Raw genomic sequence first — 14,808 nt, 5'->3', positions numbered from 1 at the left:
CGGCCCGATGAGGGACCTCTCGTCGTCGGGCGGGATCAGGCCGGACGCGTGGCCCAGCGGCGGACGACCAGCGGTGCCGCGCCCGCCGCGACGGCGGAGAGCAGCCCGAGTGCGAGGACCGCCGTCGACAGGCTGCCCAGCGGCGCGGACGCCGCGAGGAGGACCAGCGGGCAGAAGAACTGGCCGATGAACATCGCCGCGGTCCACATCCCCGTGCCCCGGCCGCGCTCGGCGAAGCCCAACCCGGAGAGGGCCCAGGTCAGCAGGGTCGGCAGCAGCAGACCGGTGCCCGCCGAGGCGATCACGGCGCCCACCGCGATGACCGGCACCGCCGACGAGACGCCCATGACGACGAGCCCGACGCCGGCCAGGCCCAGGGCGATCGGCAGCAGCACCCCGGTCCCCCGGCGTGCGACCCGGCCGAAGGTGAAGCCACCGGCCGCCGTCGCGAGCGAGGCGATGGCGCTGAGCAGCCCGATCGTGGCCGTCGAGGTCACGCCGACCGAGGCCAGGACCAGGGAGAGCTCCGCGATCGGCGTGTAGAAGACGATCCCGCCGAACAGGGTCACCGCGCACGGGACCGCGATCAGGCGCCACGGCACCGGCGGCAGCGCCGCGGCGGGCGTCCGGCCGGTGTTGCGCACGAAGACCGCGGCGAGCACGGCGATCACCAGGCTGGACACGTACAGCACGAACGGCGCCCGCCAGCTGACGGCGCCGAGCGCGCCGCCGAGGCCGAAGAACACCGTGGCCGCGAGCGTCGTCGCGATGGTCTGGCGCGCGAACCAGCGGTCGCGGGCGGTGCCGTCGAAGAGGTCGGCGAGCAGGGTGGTGCAGGCGGTCATGATCGCGGCCTCGCAGATCCCGACGCCGACCCGGCTGGCGACGATCGCGCCCAGGGAGGAGAGGTAGAGCGGCGCGGTGCCGAACAGCGCGTAGAGCACCAGGGCGACGAGCAGCACCCGCTTGCGGCCGGCCGCGTCGACCAGGCGGCCCGCGACCGGGGCGAGCAGGCCGATCATCAGCGCCGGCGCGGTCAGCACGATCGGGACGAGGACCGAGACCCCGGCCGTCGTCGCGAACGCCTCCGCCATGCGCGGCAGGACCGGCGCGAGCAGCACCGAGCCCAGGATCGGCAGGCAGCTCCCGGCCAGCAGGATCGCGCCCTGCCCGACCGGCGGCCGCGTGCCCGCCCTCCGGCCCTGGTCCTGGTCCTGGTCCTGGTCCTGCGAGTCTCCGACGACCGTCACGGCCGACCTCCCTGTCGCCTCGTCGAGGGGCCGTGATCGGCACCACACGTTCCGCGGAAGTGTCGAGGCGCGGACGAGGTGATCGGAAATCACTCCGGTTGGGGGGCACCATCCATCGGGCTGATGGTCGGGAGGTTCGCACCCACGTCGGCCAGCAGGGCCCGCAGCCAGCGGTGGGCCGGGTCGGCGTCGTAGGTGGGGTGCCACCACATGGCCTCGACCAGCTTCGAGGCCGCGAACGGGCACGGCAGCACCCGCAGCCCGTCGTCGGGACGCAGGCGCGCCGCGAGCCGGCCCTGCAGGAGGGCGACGCGGTCCGTGCCCGCGACGAGGTCCGGGATCGGGGCGAACGACTCCACGACGACCTGCGTCCGCGGCTCGATCCCGTGCGCCCGGAGCTGCTGGGCGGCCGGGGTGAACGCGGTCGGCCGGTGGTAGACGGTGACCCACGGCAGCGCGGCGAGGTCGTCGAGGGTCACCGTCTCGCCCACGCGCTCGTTCGACGCGGCGACCAGCACCACCCAGTGGTCGGTGTAGAGGTCCAGGTAGGGCAGGTCGTCGACGAAGCCGTGCGGCACGAGCAGCCCGTCCACGCCACGGAGCCGCTCGGCCGCCCCCGCGACGTCGTCGGGCCGGTGCGGGGAGAGCCGGAGCCGGGCCTGCGGGGCCGCGGCGGCGAAGGCGGCCGCCAGCGGCGCGCCGAGCACGCCGGTGGCGTAGTCCGAGACGAGCAATGTGAACTCGCGGGTCGTGGCGGCCGGGTCGAAGTCCGGGGCCGCGGAGAACACCCGCTCGATCCCGGCGACCGCGGTCTCGGTGCGGTCGACCAGCAGCGCGGCGAGCGCGGTCAGCTCGTAGCGGTTGCCGACCCGGGTGAGCAGCTCGTCGCCGAAGTGCCGGCGCAGCCGCGCCAGGGCCGCGCTGACGGCGGGCTGGGACAGCCCGAGGGCGGCGGCGGCGCGCGTGACGTTCCGCTCGGCGAGCAGCGCGCGCAGCGAGAGCAGCAGGTTGAGGTCGAGGTTGACCAGGCGGGCCGCCCCCGCCCGCTCCTCCTGCGGCGGCCCCGCCCCGGTGCGCATCGCACAGGCTTACCGCATCGGAGCCCTACCGCGGGCTCGCGACCTCGCGCCGTACGTGGTCCAGCAGCTCGGACAGGTCGTGGGCCACGTGCTGCGCGCCGGCCTCGACGAGCTCGTCGTCGGAGAACCCGCCCGTGCGGACCGCGAGGAACGGCACCCCGGCGCGGACGCCGGCCTGCCCGTCCCACACCGAGTCGCCGACGAGGACCGCGTCGCGCGTGTGCTCCCGCTCGAGGGCGAGCTCGATGAGGTCCGGCGCCGGCTTGCTGGCCTCGACGTCGCCGGAGGTGATCACGTCGTCGGCGTAGGACCGGCCGTCGATCAGGTCGAGGAAGTGCTCGGCGTGCTTGCTGCCGCCCGACGTCGCGAGGACGAGACGCAGGCCCTGCTCGCGCAGGCCGGAGAGCAGCGCGTCGGTGTCGGCGAAGGCGGCGACCTCGTCGATGAGGACGTCGAACTCCTCGGAGTGCTGCGCGCGCAGGTCGTCGCCGTGGGCGTCCTCGACCTCCTGCCCGGCCACGTGGGCGACCAGCTGGTCGCCGCCCATGCCGATCGCGCGGTGCAGGTGCCAGACGGGGACGGTCACGTCGTACCGGCGGAAGGCCCGGTACCACGCGAGGGCGTGCTGGTAGTTCGAGTCCACCAGGGTCCCGTCGACGTCGAGGATGACGGTGTCGGCCATGGCCCGGCGGTTGCCCGGTCTGCGGGCCCGGTGAATCGGGCACCTCGCGCGGCCCGATCGGGTGATTGGAACTTCGCCGGGTGGGCAACCCGGCCCCGGGTCCACCACGGCGGCCGTCGTCCGCCGGGCCCACGCCCATCCCGTCGTCGACCGGAGGGGACCCGTTGTCCGACCTCACGCTGGACCTCGCGTCGTGCCGCGAGCACGGCGACGAGATCGCCGGGCGCTACCAGCTCGGTCCCGCCCTGCGCACCACCGCACACGGCTGCACCCATCGCGCGTACGACGAGTTGCTGCAGCGGGACGTGAGTCTCACGTTGGTGGAGGCCGGCGGGGAGACGTCGGACACCCTCGCACTGCCGGAGCAGTCGTGGCAGGGCCGCGAACCCGACGCGGCCGAGCTCTTCGACGGCGGTCGGGAACGTGACCGGGTCTTCTACGTGACCCACCACCCGGAGACGCCGACGCTGGCCGAGACGACCCCGCCTGCGGGCCTGCCCGCGGTCGGCGTGCGCGACCTCGGGGTCGCCGTCGCCACCGCCCTGCTCCCCCTGCACCGCCAGGGGCGCGGCCACGGCGGGCTCGGGGCCAGCACCATCTCGTGGTCGCCGCACGGCGCGACGTTCTCCGACGTCGGTCTGCTCCCCTGGCTCGCGCGGTGGTCGGACCTGGATGTGGCCCCGCCCTTCCCCGCCCCCGAGCAGGACGGGAGCGCCACCGGATCGGGCCCGGCGACCGACGTGTACGCCCTCGGCCGGCTGCTGCGCGAGGTGTCCCCGCCGCAGGGCCTGCACCGGGACGTCCGCAGCCTGCTCACCGACATGACCAGCGCGTCCCCCGAGGCACGTCCCGGGCTCGAGGAGGTGCTCCGTCGGCTCGGTGCGGGGCCCGCCCGGCCCCGCCGGCTGCGGACTGCGCTCACGCCGGGTCCGCGCGGCCGACGGGTGGCGGCCGTGGCCGCCGCGTGTGCCGTCCTCGCCGCCGGACTCGGGCTCGGCGCCGCGGCGACCTCGACGGCGTCCGGCGCGACCGAGGACGGCGCCGCGGTCGTGGCCGGGGACGCCGGCGTGCCCGGCGTGCCGCTGCTGCCCGAGATGCCTGCGGCGCCGCCGGACCGGGACGGTTCCGGCGCCGCCGGGAGTTCCGCGGGTGCGGGCGCCGAGGCCGACTCCGACGGGGGTGGCGACGACGGGGCCGGTGAGGTCCGCGTGCCGTCCGGTCGGACCGGCGTCACCACGGCGTCCGACGACGAGGGCGGCGCGCACGGTGGCCAGGGCAGCTCGCACCGCGCGTCGTCCTGGTCGCCCCCGAGGACGTCCGAGTCGTCCGAGTCGTCCGAGCCCTCGGAGCCCTCGAAGACCTCGGAGCCCTCCTCCGGCGACGACGACCACCGGGACGGCACCGAGGACCGTCGGAATCAGGAGGCCGACGACGACGGCTCGTCCCGCGAGCAGGCCTCCGACCGGGACGAGGACCGGGACGACCGGGACCGTGCCGGATTGCTCGGCCGCCTCGTCGACCGTCTCGACGGCGACTCCGGTCGGGACGCGGACCGCGGCTCGGACGACCGGCAGCACCGCGACCACCGTTCCCCGGAGCGAACGGACTGAGTTCCGGGTGGGGATCGACCTCGTGGATGCCCACCATCAGCAGTTCGGCCTTCCGGCCCCTGCCCCTGCCCGCGCAGAGTCGTGTGGACGACACCGACTCTCACCGCGGAGGGCGCATGATCAGGCTGGGGACGTTCTCGCGCCCCGGGGACGACCGACGGTTCGCGGGGCTCGTCACCGACGCCGGCACCGTGGTCGACCTGGGCACCACCACGCGGGACCTGCTCGCCGACTGGGACACCGCCCTGGCCGGGCTCGACGCCCGGACCACCGAGGACGGCACGCCGCTCGCGGAGCTCACCGTGCACGCGCCGCTCGAGCCCGGGCAGATCCTGCAGTCCGGGGCGAACTACCGGACCCACGTGATCGACCTCGCCGCCGCCCACCACGGTGAGCGGGGCACCCGTCCGGACGACGAGATCCGGGCCGAGGTCGCGGAGCTCATGGACCGCCGCGCCGCCGAGGGCACGCCGTACCTGTTCGTCGGCCTGCCGAGCGCGGTCACCGGGCCGGACGACGACGTCACGATCCCGCCGTGGACGCAGCAGTTCGACTGGGAGCTCGAGCTCGCCGCCGTCATCGGGCGCGAGGCGTTCCGGGTGGGCCGCGACCGGGCTCTCGACCACGTCGCCGCCTACACGATCGCCAACGACCTCACCGCCCGCGACCACGTCTTCCGCCGCGACATGCCCGAGATCGGCACCGACTGGTTCCGCGCCAAGAACGGTCCCGGCTTCACCCCGCTGGGTCCGTGGCTGGTCCCGGCGCGCGACGTCGACCCCGCCGACCTGCGGATCCGGCTCGAGCTCAACGGCGAGGTGATGCAGGACGAGACGACCAAGGACATGCTCTTCGACGTCGCGGCCCTCGTCGCCGCGGCCTCCGAGGTCACGCCGCTGCGTCCGGGTGACCTCGTGCTGACCGGCAGCCCGGCCGGCAACGGCATGGCCCGCGGGCGGCTGCTGCGCGACGGCGACGTCATGACCGGCTCCATCACCGGCCACGGCGTCGACCTCGGGACCCAGCACACGCGGACGGTGGCGCCGTGACGAGCACCGACACCAGCGCCGTCGTCGCCGCCGGGTACGACCCGGCGAAGCCCGAGGAGGCCGTCGCGGCCGCCGTCGCCCGCGTCTCCCGCTGGGGCCGCTGGGGTGCCGACGACGTCCTCGGCTCGCTGAACCTGCTCACCCCGGCCAAGCGGCTCGAGGGCGCGGCCTGCGTGCGGACGGGCACCACGTTCTCGTTGTCGCAGGCCTTCGACATGGACGGCCCGCAGTCGGGCTGGCGGCGGCGCACCAACCCCGTCCACACGATGCTCGACACCGGCCGCGAGGCCCTGGACGGCGTGTTCCCGCACGGGATCGGCGGGGCGGACGACGTCATCGCGATGCCGCTGCAGTGCTCCACGCAGTGGGACGGGCTCGGCCACATCTTCGACCACGGGAAGGCCTGGAACGGCCGGGACGCCGCGGCGGTCGTCACGAGCGGCGGCGACGCCGTCACCGGGATCGAGACCGCGGCGGCCCACCTCGCCGGGCGCGGCGTGCTCCTGGACGCCGGCCGCGTGCTCGGCGACGAGCGGGGTGAACTCCCCGACTCCTATCCGATCACCCCCGAGGAACTGGACGAGATCGCCCGGCTCCAGGGCGTGGACGTCCGGTCCGGGGACATCGTCTGCGTGCGCACCGGCCAGTACGCCCGGACCCGCCGGGAGGGCTGGGGCGGGTACGCCGGCGGTCCGGCGCCCGGCCTGTCGTTCACCACGCTGGACTGGCTGCACGACTCCGACGTCGCCGCGATCGCCACCGACACCTGGGGCGTGGAGGTCCGGCCGAACGAGTTCGAGGTCGCGTTCCAGCCGCTGCACCAGGTCGCCATCCCGCACCTGGGCCTGTTCCTCGGCGAGATGTGGGACCTGGACGGTCTCGCGGCCGACTGCGCGGCCGACGGGCGCTACGACTTCTTCCTGACGGCGGCCCCGCTCCGGATCACCGGCGCCGTCGGCTCCCCCGTCAACCCGATCGCGGTGAAATGATGATCTCGTCGACTCTCGTCGTCGGCGGCGGTGCCGCCGGAGCGGCCACCGCCATCCTGCTCGCCCGCGCCGGGGTGGCCGTCGACCTGGTCGAGGCCACGCCCGACGTCGGGACCGCCGGCTCCGGGATCACGCTGCAGGGCAACGCGCTGCGGGTGTTCCGCGAGCTCGGCGTCCTCGACGCGATCCTCGCCCACGGCTACGCGTTCGACGAGGTCGGCCTGCGGGCCCCCGACGGGACCGTCCTCGCCGTCATCCCGGACGCCCGCACCGGCGGCGACGACCTTCCCGCCACCGTCGGCATGCCACGCGCCGTGATGGCCACGCTGCTGCTGGAGGCGGCGACGGCGGCCGGCGCGAAGGTGCGCACCGGCACGCGGGTCACGGAGGTCCGCCCCGACGGCCGCGCCACGCTGGACGACGGCACGACCGGTACCTGGGACCTCGTCGTCGCCGCGGACGGGCTGAACTCCGGGGTGCGCGCGTCGCTGGGGGTCGAGACCCGTCCGGAGCCGGTCGGGATGGGCATCTGGCGGGTGTTCACGACCCGGCCGGAGAGCATCACCCGCACCGACCTCGTCTACGGCGGCGCCGCGTACATCGCCGGCTACTGCCCCACCGGCGACGACTCGATCTACGCCTACCTCGTGGAGGACGCCGCCGATCGGACCGGGCTGGACCCGGACGCCCGGCTCGCGACGATGCGCGACCTGGCCGCGCACTACGGCGGGCCGTGGACGGAGATCCGCGAGCGCATGACGGACGCGGCCCGCGTCAACTACACCTGGTTCACCCACCACCTGGTCGACGGGCCGTGGCACCGGGGGCGGGTCGTGCTCGTCGGCGACGCCGCGCACTCCTGCCCGCCCACCCTCGCCCAGGGCGCGGCAATGGCGCTCGAGGACGCCTCGGTCCTCGCCGAGCTCGTCCGCGACACCGGCGACCTGGACGCCGCGCTCGCGAGCTACGCCACCCGCCGTCGGGAACGGGCCGGAGCGGTGGTGGCGGGCTCGGTGCAGCTCGCGCGCTGGCTGCTGGACCACGACCGTACGGCCGACGTCCCCGGGCTGATGGCCCGCACCTCCGCGCTGCTCGCGCAGCGCCCCTGAGAGGACCAGACATGGACCGCCTGATCACCCACCTCCGGCACGTCGACCTCGCCGTGCCCGACTTCGACCGCCAGCTCGAGTTCTACCGCGACCTCTGGCAGCTCTCCCCCGAGACCACCGACACCGGCATCGCGTTCCTGGCCGCGCAGGGCTCGCCCGAGCAGTACCAGGTGCGGCTCCGCGCGGACGCCGAGAAGCGCGTCGACCTCATCGCGTTCGGCGCCGATACCCCGGCCGACGTGGACGCGCTCGCCGAGAAGCTCGGCCGCGAGGGCGTCACGCTCGTGTCGACGCCGGACAAGCTGCAGACCCCCGGCGGCGGCTACGGCTTCCGCTTCTTCGACCTCGAGGGCCGCACCATCGAGGTCTCGGCCGACGTCGCGACCCGCGTGCACCGCAAGCTGGAGGAGGGTGAGTCGGCGCCGGTCAAGCTCTCGCACGTCGTCATCAACTCGCCGCAGCCCGAGGCGCTGGTCGCCTGGTACGACCGCCACCTCGACTTCACGCTGTCGGACACGCTCTTCTCCCCGCACATGGGCGAGATGATGTGGTTCCTGCGCTGCAACCCCCAGCACCACTCGCTCGCGATCGCGCGCTGCCCGCACGTGTCCCTGCACCACGCGAGCTTCGAGCTGCGCGGCATCGACGAGTACATGCGCGGGACCGGGCGGCTGCTGCGGGCGGGCGTCGAGAAGGTGTGGGGCCCGGGCCGGCACATGGCCGGCAACAACACGTTCTCCTACTTCCTCGACCCGCACGGCAACACCGTCGAGTACACGACCGAGCTGGAGTGCCTCGACGAGGACACCTGGCACCCGTCGCTCTACGACTTCACGAACCCCGAGGTCTCCGACCAGTGGGGCACCGCGAACCCGATGAGCGAGTTCGTCGCGAAGAAGTCGTTCAACGACCCCGACCGCGGCGTCTTCGTCGCTCCCCCGGTCTGATGCGGATCGCCACGGCTCTTCTCGACAGAGCAACTGAGCACGCCGATAGGGGGTCGGTGCGGGTCGGGCGGGTGGTCGGAGACCCTGCCGACGCCGTGCACCTGCTCGACTCCCCGGTCACCGTGCTCGACCTGCTGCGGGACGGGACCCTGCTCGACGCGGGCCGGGACGCGCTGTCCGTGCGGCCGGTCGCCCTGGACTCCGTGCGCCTGCTCGCGCCGCTGCAGCCGCCGACGGTGCGCGACTTCGTCTCGTTCGAGGAGCACGTCGAGGGGATGCGGAACCTCACCGGCGTGCCCGAGGCCTGGTACGCCGCGCCCGCGTTCTACTTCTCGAACCCCTACGCGACCCTCGGCCCATCCGACGACGTGCCGATGCCGCCCGGGTCCGCGGTGCTGGACTTCGAGCTCGAGGTCGCCGCGGTGATCGGGCGGACCGGGCGCGACCTCACCCCGGAGCAGGGCACGTCCGCGATCGCCGGGTTCACGATCCTCAACGACTGGTCGGCGCGCGACCTGCAGTTCGCCGAGATGCAGGTCGGCCTCGGCCCGGCGAAGGGCAAGGACACGGCGACGACGCTCGGGCCGTGGCTCGTCACCGCGGACGAGTTCACCTCGGACTCCGAGGGCTTCCTCGACCTGGCGCTGACGGCGTCGGTCGACGGCACGGTCGTGGGCAGCGACCTGCTCTCGAACATGGGCTGGCCCTTCGGCGACCTCGTCGCGTACGCCTCGCGGGGCACCGAGGTCCGGCCCGGCGACGTCCTGGGTTCCGGCACGTGCGGCCACGGCGGGTGCCTCGGCGAGCTGTGGGGCCGCGGGGTGTCGCGCGACGAGCTCCCGCCGCTGGGCCCGGACAGTGTGGTGACCCTCGAGGTGGAGGGCATCGGCACGCTCACCAGCCATGTCGTCGCGGGCGCCGAACCCACGGCGATCCCGCCCGCCCGTCGTCGTCCTCGAGCACGTCCCCGTGCCAGCAATGCGTCACTGCTTGCACTGGACGCCAGGAAAGCCACATTGTCGGGAGCGACACCGTGAGCCCCACGACCGACGTCCACGCCCACCTGCTCGTGCCCGCGGCCGAGGGCCTCGTCGCGGACCGACCGGAACTGGGCGCCGCCCGGGCCGTCGAGGCGCGCGCGGCGGGCGAGGCCAGCAGTCGGGTCAACCGCGAGCAGATCGCCGCCCTCGGACCCGCCCTGACCCGCCTCGACCACCGCCTCGCCGCCATGGACGCCGCCGGCATCGAGGTGCAGCTGGTCAGTCCGATGCCGATCCACCACCCGTGGGCCGACGAGGACCTCGCCGCGCGATACGCCGCCGCGGTCAACGGCGGACTCCTGGAGCACTGCGCCGGCGCGCCCGACCGCCTCCTCGCCCTCGGCACTGCGCCCCTGCAGCACCCGGACCTCGCCGTCGAGGTGCTGCGGCAGGCGGTCCGCGACGGCCTGCGCGGTGTCGAGGTCTCCACCCACGTGACCGGCCCGGACGGCCGTCGTCGGGAACTGGACGACCCGGACCTCGCCCCGTTCTGGGCCGCCGCGGCCGAGCTCGAGGTGGTCGTCTTCGTCCACCCGTGGGGCTGCACGCTCGGCGAGCGGCTGGACGTCGGGTACCTGTCGAACAGCGTCGGGAACCCGGTCGAGACGACGGTCGCGCTCTCGCGGCTCGTCGCAGCGGGTCTTCCCGACGACGGCTGCCGGTTGCTCGCCGCGCACGGCGGCGGCTTCTTCCCGTACGGCACCGCCCGCCAGGACCACGCCTGGCACGCCCGCCCCGGCGACCGCGCGGCCACGGCGCCGCCGAGCGAGGCGCTGCGCCGGATGTGGTTCGACGCACTGGTCTACACCCCGGAGGCCCTGCGGCACCTGGTCGCGGTGGCCGGGGCGGACCGGGTGGTGCTCGGCACCGACTATCCCTTCGACATGAGCGTCACCGACCCGCTCGACCGGCTCGCGGCCGCGGGCCTGGACCCCGAGGACGCCCAACGCATCCGGGGAGGGAACGCGGCCGAGCTGCTGGCGCCCGTGCGGTCACCCGCCTGATCAAGCTTCGAGCCGGACGAGCGACCGGTCGAGGACGGTCACGAGCAGGAACACCACGGCCGCCCCGAGCATGACGAAGGCCAGGACGTGCAGGCCCTGCGTGGTCGCGCCACCGGAGTAGGCCAGGCCGCCGGTGGTGCCGGCGACGATCGCGCCGAGGTAGAAGAAGGTGCGCATCAGCCCGGCCGACGACGCGACCCGCGCGGGGTCGGCCTGGCGGTACACCGCGTTCTGCACCGCGAGGTTGTTCAGCCCCTGCGGGACCCCCGCGACCAGGGCCACCACCACGAGCAGCCAGATCGGGCTGGCCGAGGACAGGAACAGGAGCAGCACGGCCAGCACGACCTGCCCGCCCGCGCCGACGAGCAGCTTGCCGCGAATCTCCCGGCGGCGGCCGGTCAGCGCCGCGACCCCGATGCCGGCCACGAAGATCGGCAGCAGGGCGAGGCCGGCCGCCGACGCCGAGAGCCCGCGGCCCTGCTCGAGCCACTGCGTGTAGCCGTAGAGGACCGCGTAGGACACCGTCGCCCCGAGCAGGGCCCGCAGGAACGTCAACAGCAACGGGCCGTTGCCGGCGAGCACCCGCAGGTCGAGGAAGGGGTGCCGGGCCCGCAGCTCCCACCGCACGAGCGCCGCCCCGGCGACCACGGTGACGGCGGCGAGCGGCCACCACGACGGCCGTTCGAGCACGAGCAGCAGCGACACCAGCGTGGCGGTGAACAGGCCGATGCCCAGCGGGTCGACGAGAGAGACCACGGAGTCGCTCGAGCGCTCCCGACCGAGCGCGCGGGGCATCGCCCACCACCCCACGGCCAGCGCGACGACGGCCAGCGGCACGTTGACCGCGAACGTGGTGCGCCACCCGCCGAGACCGATCAGCAGGCCGCCGAGCGTCGGGCCGATCACCGCGATCGTCTGCGTCGACACCGACAGCACGGTGAGCACCGATTCCGGGCTGTCCCGGCCCGTCCGGTCGGCCTCCCGGCGCACCAGAGCCATCGCCGCCGGGTAGCCCGCGCACGTCCCGAGCCCGATCACCACGCGCGCCGCGGTCAGCGTGCCGATGTCGGGCGCGACCACCCCGAGCACGCCCCCGATCCCGACGAGCGCGGTCCCGACCAGGTACAGCGGGCGCGGCCCGTAGAGGTCGACGAGCCGCCCGGTCACCGGCTGGCCGACCGCGGTCGCCAGGTACAGGCCGGACACCAGCCACGCGGTCTGCGAGGCCGGCGCCCCCAGGGCGATCCCGATCGGCACGAGGGCGACGGCGATCAGCGACGAGTTGACCGGGTTGAGGATCGAGCCGAGCACCATCGGGGCGAGAAGGCGGCGGTCGAACGCCGCGGCCGGGTGCGGCCCGGTCACCGCCGGGCGACCGCGAAGATGCGCCGGAACGGGAACCAGGTGGAGCCGTCGACGTTCGCCGGGTACGCCTCGCGCAGTCGAGGGGCGAGGTCGGCGGTGAAGTCGCGGTACGCGGCGTCGGACAGGGCGTCGCGGACCGGGCGCAGCGCGGTGCCGGAGATCCAGCGCAGCACCGGGTCCTCGCCGGTCAGGCGCTGCAGGTACGTGGTCTCCCAGACGTCCACCGACGACGCCGCGGCCAGGTCCTCGGCGTACCCGGCCGGCTCGGCGACCGTGGCGGCGTCGCGCAGGTCGACGTCGAACCGGTCGGCCACCTCGCGGGCGAGCTCGTGCGACGGCGCGCTGAAGTTGCCGGGGACCTGCATGGCGAGCCACCCGCCGTCGGGAAGGGCCTCCAGCCAGCGCCGCAGCAGCGCGCGGTGCCCGGGGACCCACTGCAGGACGGCGTTCGTGACGACGACGTCCCCCTCCGGCGCCCAGTCGGTCACCGACTCCTGCACCGCGTCGATCCCGCGCTCGCGGGCGGCGGCCACCATCTCGGCGGAGGAGTCGAACGCGGTGACCCGGGCGCCGGGCCAGCGCTGCGCGAGCACCTGCGTGAGGTGGCCCGGACCGCACCCGGCGTCGACGACGTGGCGCGGGGCGCGGGCCCCGACGCGGGCGAGGAGGTCGAGGAACGGGCGGCTGCGCAGGTCGTCGAAGTCCAGGTAGAGCGCCGGGTCCCACGTCGTCATCACAGGGACGCTACTCCCGCGATGATCAGCACGAGCCCGCTCACGCCGGCGCCGAGGAGGCCCCCGACGACGACCTGGGCGAGGTCGTGCGCGGTGAGCCGCAGCCGCGCCCACCCCACCGCCGGGACCGCGAGCCACGACAGCGCCCACCACCCGCCGCCGAGCAGGGTCAGCACGCACGCGGCGGCCGCGACCACGGCGACGTGGAAGCTGACCTTCCACCACAGCGTGACCGTGGTGGCGACGACGGTCGTCGCGAGCACCGCCACCTGCAGGGCCACGATCGCGCGGGGAGCACCGGCGAGCCACAGCACACCGAGGCCGACCAGCACCGACAGCGCGGCCAGCCCGAGCGGGACCGCGCGCTGCTCGCGGCGGGAGAGGTGGTGGTCGGTGTAGCGGCCGCGCCGAACGCCCACGTCGACGATCGCCGCGGGGATCACGACCGTGAACACCATCCCCAGCAGCGACCACGCGATCCCGACGGGACCCGCCGCGAGCGCACCGACGACGGGGTAGAGCACGGCGAGCAGCAGCGTCGGGGAGGTCACCGTGCTGATCCGGGTCGCCGCCGTCGCCGCCGTCGTCACCGGTCCAGTCTCTCCTCACTCCCCCGTCGCATCGCAGTTCACCCCTTCGTGGGCTCACGCGGCGGCGCGTCGTGGCGACATGGTCAGCGACTGCGTCCGAAGGAGTGGCCTTGCAGGTCGAGTACTACCCCGCCCCACCGCCACCGGGACCGCGCGTCGCGGGTCTCGAGCTCGACGCGATCCTGGCCAGCGCCGCGGACCTGGAGCTGCCGAACTACGCCCGCACCGTCGATGCCCTCCTCGGGGGCGGCGCCAACTTCGCCGTCGACCGCGCCGCCGCCGCCGAGCTCCGGCGCATCGACCCGCTCGTCGAGGCCCGCGCGCGGGCCAACCGCGCCTTCGTGCGTCGGGCCGTGCGCCACGCCCACGCCGAGGGCATCGACCAGTTCCTCGACCTCGGATGCGGCATCCCGTCGATCCAGTCGGTGCACGGCGTCGTCCACGCCGTGAACCCGCACGCCCGGGTCGCCTACGTCGACCTCGACCCGGTGGTGGTCGCCCACGCGCGGGAGCTCGTCGCGGACCTGCCCGAGGTGTCCGTCACCTGGGCCGACCTCCGCTCCCCGGGCTGCGTGCTCGACGCCACCGAGATCGCGGGCCGCCTGGACCCGTCGCGCCCGATCGCGTTGCTGGCCTGCGGGGTGCTGCACTTCGTCCACGACGACCTCGCCGCGCTGCTCGCCGGCTGGCGTGAACTCCTCGCCCCCGGCAGCGTCGTCGCCGCCACGCACCTGACGGCGCCCCGGACCGCGGCCCGGTCCGCCGCCGTGACGACCGTCGACCGCATGTACTCGCGGGGCCTGGCCGGGCTCGCCCTGCGGGACCCCGCCGAGGTCGGCGATGCCCTCGCGGTCGTCGGACCGGTCGTCGACGTCGTCGACTGGCCCCACGCCGGGGCCGGCGGCCGGCACCGGATGAACTACCTCGGCGCGGTCGGCACCGTCTGACCCGCCCCTCGACCCGTTCGGGTAGGAAGACCGCATGAGCCGCGGCAGCCACCTCGTGCTCGCGGTCGTCACGGCCGCGCCGGGCGTGCTGCTGCTGCACCGGCCCGGCGAGACGCCGCCCGCCGTGCTGCCGGGCGGGCGGCCCGAGCCGCGCGAGTCGGTCGGCGCGACGGCGGAGCGCGGCTGCGCGGAGGAGACCCGGGTGCGGATCCGGGCGGGCAAGGTGCTCGGGCGCGACGTCGTCGACGGGATCGCGACCACCTACGTGGCCGCGCGTCCCGTCGTCGAGCCGGCCCCGGGCGACGCCGCGGTGAGCCTGCACGTCGCCTGGTACCGCCCGGAGCAGGTCGACCTGGTGCTGCCGGACCTGCCGTCATTCGTCACGGGGTGGCTGCGCCCGGGCCGGTGAGCCG

Annotated in this window: 15 protein-coding genes; 9 read left to right on the top strand and 6 right to left on the bottom strand. The window is 74.9% G+C overall.

Annotation, left to right across the window (positions count from 1 at the left end; all coding sequences use genetic code 11):
- Nucleotides 1-35: 35 nt before the first annotated feature.
- The 3 genes from WCD74_RS09130 to WCD74_RS09120 form a co-directional block, all read right to left on the bottom strand.
- The gene (locus WCD74_RS09130) at nt 36-1,250 is read right to left on the bottom strand and encodes an MFS transporter (protein ID WP_337694532.1); all 1,215 of its coding nucleotides are present in this window, start codon (nt 1,248-1,250) and stop codon (nt 36-38) included.
- An 89-nt stretch (nt 1,251-1,339) separates the two neighbouring features.
- Complete coding sequence (locus WCD74_RS09125) at nt 1,340-2,329, bottom strand: LysR family transcriptional regulator (protein WP_337694531.1); 990 nt, start codon at nt 2,327-2,329, stop codon at nt 1,340-1,342.
- 25 nt (nt 2,330-2,354) lie between these two features.
- Nucleotides 2,355-3,011, bottom strand: a complete 657-nt coding sequence (locus WCD74_RS09120) for an HAD family hydrolase (protein ID WP_337694530.1) — start codon at nt 3,009-3,011, stop codon at nt 2,355-2,357.
- Nucleotides 3,012-3,175: 164 nt separating this feature from the next.
- Between WCD74_RS09120 and WCD74_RS09115 the strand changes: the two genes are divergently transcribed.
- The 7 genes from WCD74_RS09115 to WCD74_RS09085 all read left to right on the top strand — a co-directional run bounded on the left by WCD74_RS09115 (nt 3,176) and on the right by WCD74_RS09085 (nt 10,759).
- A complete protein-coding gene (locus WCD74_RS09115; RefSeq protein WP_337694529.1) occupies nt 3,176-4,621 on the top strand; it encodes a serine/threonine-protein kinase in 1,446 nt (481 codons plus the stop codon).
- Nucleotides 4,622-4,737: 116 nt separating this feature from the next.
- Entirely contained in the window at nt 4,738-5,670 is a 933-nt protein-coding gene (locus tag WCD74_RS09110; RefSeq protein ID WP_337694528.1) for a fumarylacetoacetate hydrolase family protein, read from the top strand.
- Complete coding sequence (locus tag WCD74_RS09105) at nt 5,667-6,659, top strand: cyclase family protein (RefSeq protein ID WP_337694527.1); 993 nt, start codon at nt 5,667-5,669, stop codon at nt 6,657-6,659. Before WCD74_RS09110 ends, WCD74_RS09105 begins: the two co-directional genes overlap by 4 nt.
- On the top strand, nt 6,659-7,768 hold the full coding sequence (locus WCD74_RS09100; RefSeq protein WP_337694526.1) for an FAD-dependent monooxygenase: 1,110 nt from the start codon (nt 6,659-6,661) through the stop codon (nt 7,766-7,768). The genes WCD74_RS09105 and WCD74_RS09100 overlap by 1 nt, the downstream gene beginning before the upstream one ends.
- Nucleotides 7,769-7,779: 11 nt before the next feature.
- Nucleotides 7,780-8,715 (top strand): VOC family protein, encoded by a 936-nt coding sequence (locus WCD74_RS09095; RefSeq protein WP_337694525.1) that lies wholly within the window; start codon nt 7,780-7,782, stop codon nt 8,713-8,715.
- Nucleotides 8,715-9,752 carry a fumarylacetoacetate hydrolase family protein gene (locus WCD74_RS09090; RefSeq protein WP_337694524.1) on the top strand — a complete coding sequence of 346 codons (1,038 nt, stop codon included), beginning with the start codon at nt 8,715-8,717 and terminating at the stop codon, nt 9,750-9,752. The genes WCD74_RS09095 and WCD74_RS09090 overlap by 1 nt, the downstream gene beginning before the upstream one ends.
- On the top strand, nt 9,749-10,759 hold the full coding sequence (locus WCD74_RS09085; protein ID WP_337694523.1) for an amidohydrolase family protein: 1,011 nt from the start codon (nt 9,749-9,751) through the stop codon (nt 10,757-10,759). Before WCD74_RS09090 ends, WCD74_RS09085 begins: the two co-directional genes overlap by 4 nt.
- Here the strand turns inward: WCD74_RS09085 and WCD74_RS09080 are convergent, their stop codons facing one another.
- The 3 genes from WCD74_RS09080 to WCD74_RS09070 are packed head-to-tail and all read right to left on the bottom strand — an operon-like array spanning nt 10,760 to nt 13,448.
- A complete protein-coding gene (locus WCD74_RS09080; protein ID WP_337694522.1) occupies nt 10,760-12,124 on the bottom strand; it encodes an MFS transporter in 1,365 nt (454 codons plus the stop codon).
- Nucleotides 12,121-12,858 carry a trans-aconitate 2-methyltransferase gene (locus WCD74_RS09075; RefSeq protein ID WP_337694521.1) on the bottom strand — a complete coding sequence of 246 codons (738 nt, stop codon included), beginning with the start codon at nt 12,856-12,858 and terminating at the stop codon, nt 12,121-12,123. The genes WCD74_RS09080 and WCD74_RS09075 overlap by 4 nt, the downstream gene beginning before the upstream one ends.
- Nucleotides 12,858-13,448 (bottom strand): hypothetical protein, encoded by a 591-nt coding sequence (locus tag WCD74_RS09070; RefSeq protein ID WP_337694520.1) that lies wholly within the window; start codon nt 13,446-13,448, stop codon nt 12,858-12,860. The genes WCD74_RS09075 and WCD74_RS09070 overlap by 1 nt, the downstream gene beginning before the upstream one ends.
- Before the next feature lie 110 nt (nt 13,449-13,558).
- Between WCD74_RS09070 and WCD74_RS09065 the strand changes: the two genes are divergently transcribed.
- Both WCD74_RS09065 and WCD74_RS09060 read left to right on the top strand, forming a co-directional pair.
- Entirely contained in the window at nt 13,559-14,395 is an 837-nt protein-coding gene (locus tag WCD74_RS09065; protein WP_337694519.1) for an SAM-dependent methyltransferase, read from the top strand.
- A 34-nt stretch (nt 14,396-14,429) separates the two neighbouring features.
- Nucleotides 14,430-14,804, top strand: coding sequence for an NUDIX hydrolase (locus WCD74_RS09060; protein WP_337694518.1), 375 nt, complete (start codon nt 14,430-14,432; stop codon nt 14,802-14,804).
- The last annotated feature ends 4 nt before the right edge of the window (nt 14,805-14,808 follow it).

Origin of the sequence: Actinomycetospora aurantiaca (assembly GCF_037401875.1) — a bacterium.
Lineage (GTDB): Bacteria > Actinomycetota > Actinomycetes > Mycobacteriales > Pseudonocardiaceae > Actinomycetospora > Actinomycetospora aurantiaca.
The sequence above is the reverse complement of the archived record's forward strand: the minus strand, read 5'-3'. Positions and strand labels throughout refer to the sequence as shown.

Coding starts and splice junctions, on each gene's coding strand:
- WCD74_RS09100 (WP_337694526.1), top strand. CDS start 6,659: ATGATCTCGTCGACTCTCGTCGTCGGCGGCGGTGCCGCCGGAGCGGCC.
- WCD74_RS09125 (WP_337694531.1), bottom strand. CDS start 2,329: ATGCGCACCGGGGCGGGGCCGCCGCAGGAGGAGCGGGCGGGGGCGGCC.
- WCD74_RS09095 (WP_337694525.1), top strand. CDS start 7,780: ATGGACCGCCTGATCACCCACCTCCGGCACGTCGACCTCGCCGTGCCC.
- WCD74_RS09060 (WP_337694518.1), top strand. CDS start 14,430: ATGAGCCGCGGCAGCCACCTCGTGCTCGCGGTCGTCACGGCCGCGCCG.
- WCD74_RS09075 (WP_337694521.1), bottom strand. CDS start 12,858: ATGACGACGTGGGACCCGGCGCTCTACCTGGACTTCGACGACCTGCGC.
- WCD74_RS09110 (WP_337694528.1), top strand. CDS start 4,738: ATGATCAGGCTGGGGACGTTCTCGCGCCCCGGGGACGACCGACGGTTC.
- WCD74_RS09090 (WP_337694524.1), top strand. CDS start 8,715: ATGCGGATCGCCACGGCTCTTCTCGACAGAGCAACTGAGCACGCCGAT.
- WCD74_RS09120 (WP_337694530.1), bottom strand. CDS start 3,011: ATGGCCGACACCGTCATCCTCGACGTCGACGGGACCCTGGTGGACTCG.